The following is a 4,885-nucleotide window of genomic DNA, read 5'->3' on the forward strand; positions in this document are numbered from 1 at the left end:
GGCGCCCCCCTCGCTGCGGCCGCGGTCGCCCCCCGGTCGCGGGCCACGCCCCCCGCGCCACCACCCCCGCCCAGCCGACCCCCCCCCCCCGACCCGCGACTCGTCGGGCCTGGTCACCAGGGCGGACTTCTTCAGCCCGCGCACGTACAGCGAGCAGGCGAGGTCGGCGCAGATGTACGTGCCGACGGTGTTGCCCTCCCGCCCGGCCGCCCCGGCCCGGCGGGCGGCGAGCAGCGCGACGCCGGAGCCGGCGTGCGCGGTGATGCACAGCGAGCAGACGTTGGTCTTGGTGAGGCTGCGGCGGATCGTCGGCACCCGCAGCGTCACGCCGACCGGCTCGCCGCCGTACGACGCCACCAGGTAGGCCCGGTCGGGCGCGCCCTGGTCCCGCCAGCCGAGGAAGTCCAGGTTCTCCCAGGGCAGTTCCGCCAGGCCCCGGGGAAGGTTGAGCCGACTGGCCTCGCCCTTGGAGCAGTTGACGAAGGACGCGCGGATCTCGTTCTCGTTCAGGGGTTCCATGCCGCGGAAGCTAACACCGGCCCGCCCGCGCTGTCGTGCCAATTTCTCCCGGTACGCACCGGGGAGGGTGACGGGCTGTCAGTGGCCGAGCCTAGGGTGTTTGCGAGGCCGGTCCCGGCGTAGGAGGGAGGCGCCGGGGCCGCCTCGTGAACCGGGGCTACGGCTTGAACGCGACGCCCGCGTAGGCGGAGACGTCCTGCCAGCCTTCGGGGAGTTCGGTGGTGGGGACGTGGCCGGGGGTGGGGCGCCAGAGCGGGAGTTGGACCAGGCCGGGGCCGGCGAACTCGAAGTCGCCGAAGAAGGGTTCGACGCCGGCGCGCGGGCGCAGCACCAGGGGGGCGCTGGCGCTGCGGTAGATGCGGGTGCCTTCGGCGGCGCTCTCCCGGGAGGCGAAGTCGGGGCTGCCGTGGGAGAGGATCAGCGCGCTGCCGGGGGCGAGCGCGTCGCGCAGGGTGCGGACGATCTGCTGGGCGCCGTCCTCGTCGCGGATGAAGTGCAGCACGGCGACGAGCATCAGCGCGACCGGCCGGGACAGGTCGACGGCGGCGAGCAGGCCCGGGTGGTCGAGGATGGCGGCCGGGTCGCGCAGGTCGGCCTCGATGACCGAGGTGTGTCCGGCGGGGTGGCCGGCCAGCAGGGCGCGGGCGTGGGTGGCGACGATCGGGTCGTTGTCGACGTACACCACCCGGGCGTCCGGGGCGACCCGCTGGGCGACCTCGCTGGTGGAACCGACGGCCGGGATGCCGGTGCCGATGTCGACGAACTGGCGGATGCCCCGGCCGGCGGCGAACTCCACCGCGTCGCCGAGGAACTGCCGGTTGGTGCGGGCCAGCAGCGGCAGCGCGGGGTAGGCGGCTATGGCGGCCTGGGCGGCCTTGCGGTCGGCCTCGAAGTTGTCCTTGCCGCCCAGGTAGTAGTCGTACATCCGGGCGGTGTGCGGGATGCCGGTGTCGAGCTCGCTCGGCGGCTGCCAGTCGTCCGCTCTGGCCCAGTCCCAGTCGGTGCCGGTGGCCTCGCCGACGGCTGCGCTGTCCTCGTGCATCCTGTTCCGCCCCCCTCTGCCGTGCTCACTGCCGGAAATGGCACCGCCGCGGCGGTCGGCGGGCCCGCCCGGTACGACGGGGGTGACCCGCGTCCGGCCCGGCCACCCTCCCGTGGCGTGCGGTGCGCCGTGATCGTATCCGACGACACGCCGGTGAAACAGCGGGAGTTCAGGTTTACGCAACACCCGGGCAGTGGAGTGTGTGCACGTCAATGGCGGTACCGGGACGCTCCTCGGATCGCCGTGGGTGGCCGCCGTCCCTATGCTGACTGCCGATGACTGCCGACCGCCGCACCGTACTGCGCACCGCCGTCCAGCTGGCCGCCCTGACCGCCGCCAGCGGGTTCCTCAGCGCGTGTGCCTCCGGCACCCCGCGCCGGGCCGACGCCGGGGGGCTCGCCGTGCACCCGGGCACCCTCGACCCGCAGCACACCACCGACCCGGCCTGGAACGGCGGCGAGGGCCCGGCCTCCCCCGTGCCGTCCGCCCCGCCGGAGCCGCAGCCCACCGGGGCCGACCCGACCGCCGGTACCGACCCGGCCACCGGCGCGGAGCCGGCCGCCGGGGCCGCGACGCCGCCGACGCCCCCGCCCGCGCCTCCGACGCCGCCGGTGCTGCCGCCGCTCGCCGCCGGCACCCCGGTCGAGGTCGTGAACGGGCCGCGCACCAGCAAGTTCGTGGCGCTGACCTGCCACGGCAGCGGCGATCCGAAGCAGGCCACCGCGCTGCTGGAGGCCGCCGAGCAGCGCGGCATCAAGCTGACCGTGATGGTCGTCGGCAGCTGGCTCGACCAGCAGCCGCAGATGGCCCGCCGGATCCTGGACGCCGGCCACGAGCTGGGCAACCACACCCAGAACCACCTCGACCTGTCGACGATGACGGCCGCCCAGGTGCACGACGAGATCGCCCAGTGCGCCGAACGGCTCCAGCGGCTCACCGGCTCGATCGGCCGCTGGTTCCGCCCGTCCGCCGCGCAGTACGCCACCCGGACGGTGCGCGAGCAGGCGAAGGCGGTCGGCTACGAGCACGTGCTGTCCTTCGACGTCGACCCGCGCGACTACAACGACCCGTCGGCCGCCGAGTTGCAGCGCCGGGTGCTGAAGTCGGTGCGCGGCGGGTCGGTGGTCGCCCTGCACATGGGCCACCAGTGCACGGTGGACGCGCTGCCGGGCATCCTGGACGGCCTCGCCAAGGCGGGTCTGAAGCCGGTGACCGCCAGTCAGCTGTGCGCCTGACCGCTCTTCGGACCAGGAAAGACCGCGTCGGCCGAGGGGCCCGTTCAGCCCATCGGGTCGTCCGCCTTGTACGGGCGCATCCGCAGCGTCCGGGCGTCCGCCGCGCGGATCTCCGCGGCCCGGTTGACCAGTTCCTCCAGGTCGTCCCGCCCGGCGTGGATGAACCGGCCGTGCAGGCCGTCGAAGCGGCCGCGGGCGGCGTCCACGGTGACCGCGACCATGTACGGGATGGAGCCCCAGGTCTGCGTGTCCTTGAACATCGGCATGGCGGCGGTCATGTCGGTTTCGACCGCGCCGGGGCTGATGTCGAGGATGACGATGCCGTGGCGGGCCAGCGAGTCCGCCATGTTGTCGGAGAGCTGGAGCAGCGCGCCCTTGGAGGTGGCGTACGCGGTGTAGTGGCCGTCCGGGCGCAGGGCGAAGCCGGAGTTGAGGTTGACCACCCGGCCGCGCCGCCGGGACACCATGCCGGGCAGGACGCAGCGCAGCAGGTTGTAGGGGCCGCGCAGGTTGGTCTCGATCACCTGCCACCACTGGTTGGCGTCGGTCTCCCAGAGCGGCACCTCGGCGCGGTCGACCAGGCCGGCGTTGTTGATCAGCAGGTCGATCGGGCCGAGGTCGCGTTCGACGACCCGGACGGCCTCGCGGACGGCGCCGGCGCGGGTGACGTCGGCGGTGACGGCGACGCCGCGGGAGCCGCGCCGGGCGCACTCCTTGAGGGTGTCGGTCAGCGTCCCGTGGGTGCGGCCGACCAGGCCGACGGCCATGCCCTCGGCGGCCAGGCCGATGGCGATCTCCCGGCCGATTCCCCGGCCCGCGCCGGTGATCAGGGCGACCTGTCCTGTGAGCGATCCCGTCGGCACCGTGTGCTCCCTTCCCGTCCCCGGCCCCCGTCTGCGGCATTCTCCCGGCCGCCGCACGGGCGCGGCCCCGGGCGCACGGGCGGCGGGCCCGGCCTCACCCGTTCGGACGACTGCTCGCGCTGGCACCCGGCCGGGGAGGGGGTGACCTACTGGCCGGTACGGAGTAGTAACGTCGTCGGGACGGTGACCGGTGCACCCATTCCGGCACACCGGCCCGTTGACCAGCAGCTCGCTGGGTCACCAGTCGCTGGGCGATCCCCAGCACCACCGAAGGGCAACTGAGTGAGTGACATCGCGCGCGTCGGAGTGATCGGCTGCGGCCTGATGGGGTCGGGCATCGCGGAGGTCTTCGCCCGGGCCGGGCTGGACGTCCTGGTGGCGGAGGCCAGCGGCGAGGCGCTGGAGTTCGGCCGTACCCGGCTGACCAACTCCCTGGACACGGCGGTCAAGCGCGGCAAGCTGAGCCCGGAGGAGCGGGACGCGGCGCTGGCCCGGCTGGCCTTCACCGTGGACCTGGCCGACTTCGCCGACCGCGACCTGGTGGTCGAGGCGGTCGCCGAGCGCGAGGACATCAAGGTCAAGATCTTCCAGACCCTGGACCAGGTGGTCGAGCGCCGGGACGCGATCCTGGCCTCCAACACCTCGTCGATCCCGATCGTGAAGCTGGCCGCCGCCACCTCCCGCCCCGAGCAGGTGATCGGCCTGCACTTCTTCAACCCGGCGCCGGTGCAGAAGCTGGTCGAGGTCATCCCGACGCTGACCACCTCGGCGGTGACCACCGAGCGGGTCGAGGCCTTCGCCTCCCAGGAGCTCGGCAAGGAGCCGATCCGCGCCCGCGACCGGGCCGGCTTCGTGGTCAACGCGCTGCTGGTGCCCTACCTGCTGTCCGCGGTGCGGATGTTCGAGTCGGGCGTGGCCACGGCCTCCGACATCGACAAGGGCATGGAGGCCGGCTGCGCCCACCCGATGGGCCCGCTGCGGCTGTGCGACCTGATCGGTCTGGACACCATCGTCTCGATCGCCGAGTCGATGTACGACGAGTACAAGGAGCCGCTGTACGCGGCTCCCCCGCTGCTGTCCCGGATGGTCGACGCGGGCCTGCTGGGCCGTAAGTCCGGCCGCGGCTTCTACGACTACACCGCGAGCGCCTGAGCACCGGCCGGTGGACGGCGGCGGGGCCCGGGAGCGAGGTGCTGCTCCTGTCTCTTTTAAACAAATCACACCCC

General features: G+C 73.6%; 5 protein-coding genes. 2 read left to right on the forward strand and 3 right to left on the reverse strand.

From position 1 onward, the window contains the following. On the reverse strand, window positions 1-519 hold a 519-nt coding region (locus ACFV6I_RS13225), incomplete at its 3' end, for an FBP domain-containing protein (protein WP_380425074.1). A gap of 157 nt (window positions 520-676) precedes the next feature. Continuing rightward, window positions 677-1,561, reverse strand: coding sequence for an SAM-dependent methyltransferase (locus tag ACFV6I_RS13230; RefSeq protein WP_079135470.1), 885 nt, complete (start codon window positions 1,559-1,561; stop codon window positions 677-679). Between the two features lie 275 nt (window positions 1,562-1,836). On the opposite strand from ACFV6I_RS13230, the gene ACFV6I_RS13235 reads away from it, so the two are divergent. After that, the gene (locus ACFV6I_RS13235; protein ID WP_380425077.1) at window positions 1,837-2,796 is read left to right on the forward strand and encodes a polysaccharide deacetylase family protein; all 960 of its coding nucleotides are present in this window, start codon (window positions 1,837-1,839) and stop codon (window positions 2,794-2,796) included. Between the two features lie 44 nt (window positions 2,797-2,840). Here the strand turns inward: ACFV6I_RS13235 and ACFV6I_RS13240 are convergent, their stop codons facing one another. Further along, on the reverse strand, window positions 2,841-3,659 hold the full coding sequence (locus tag ACFV6I_RS13240; protein WP_063346850.1) for an SDR family NAD(P)-dependent oxidoreductase: 819 nt from the start codon (window positions 3,657-3,659) through the stop codon (window positions 2,841-2,843). Between the two features lie 282 nt (window positions 3,660-3,941). Between ACFV6I_RS13240 and ACFV6I_RS13245 the strand changes: the two genes are divergently transcribed. Continuing rightward, entirely contained in the window at window positions 3,942-4,811 is an 870-nt protein-coding gene (locus ACFV6I_RS13245; protein ID WP_063346851.1) for a 3-hydroxybutyryl-CoA dehydrogenase, read from the forward strand. Window positions 4,812-4,885 lie beyond the last annotated feature (74 nt).

It is taken from the genome of Kitasatospora sp. NPDC059803 (assembly GCF_042732255.1).
GTDB lineage: Bacteria > Actinomycetota > Actinomycetes > Streptomycetales > Streptomycetaceae > Kitasatospora.